The following is a 689-nucleotide window of genomic DNA, read 5'->3' on the forward strand; positions in this document are numbered from 1 at the left end:
CCCGAATGGCGTCGTCACGCGGCAGACCTACGACCTGCGGCAGCGGCTCCTGACACGCGACGTGGCCGGGCGCGTCACGCGCTACACCTACGATGCCGCGGGGCAGCTCAAGCGGCTGACCCTGCCGGACGGCAGCTGGATCGGCTGGGACTACGACGATGCCCACCGGAAGGTGGCGGTCTACGACGAGCAGGGCCACCGCATCGACTACCTGCTGGACATGGCCAGCATCAAGGTCCGGGAGAAGGTGCAGGATCCCGGCGGGAACTTGCGGCGCACGCTGGAGCGCATCGTCGACGATCTCGGTCGGGTGCAGAAGATCGAAGGCCGGGAGACGACGCCATGAGGCGCGCGATGCGATGCCTGGTGGCCTGCGGCGCGATCTTCATGTCTGTCGTCGAGGCGCAGACCTTGCCTCCGCCGCCCGTCTCGCCCCGGTCGGTGACGCGCCACGAGTACGACGCCGAGGGGCAGGTCACCAAGGTGATCCGCGGCGCCGGCACGCTGAACCTCGAGACCCGGCTGGCGTATGACCCGCTGAACCGCGTCAAGGCGCATGTCGATCCGGCGGGTGGCGTCACCGAGTTGGAGCACGACGGCCGCGACCGGCTTACCCAGGTGACCGACCCGCGCCGGCTGGTCACGCGCTATCCGGAGAAGCCAGGCGGAGGGCATCAGGTGATCAGCCC

The 689-nt window shown here is 69.5% G+C and carries 2 pseudogenes; both read left to right on the top strand.

Features of this window, described 5'->3' with window-relative positions:
• A pseudogene (locus AC1D15_RS35755) lies at window positions 1-346 on the top strand (RHS repeat domain-containing protein); the annotation flags it as partial.
• Window positions 343-689: pseudogene (locus tag AC1D15_RS35760) on the top strand (hypothetical protein); the annotation flags it as partial. The pseudogenes AC1D15_RS35755 and AC1D15_RS35760, both read left to right, overlap by 4 nt.

Source organism: Rhizobacter sp. P2_H2, from assembly GCF_056403375.1.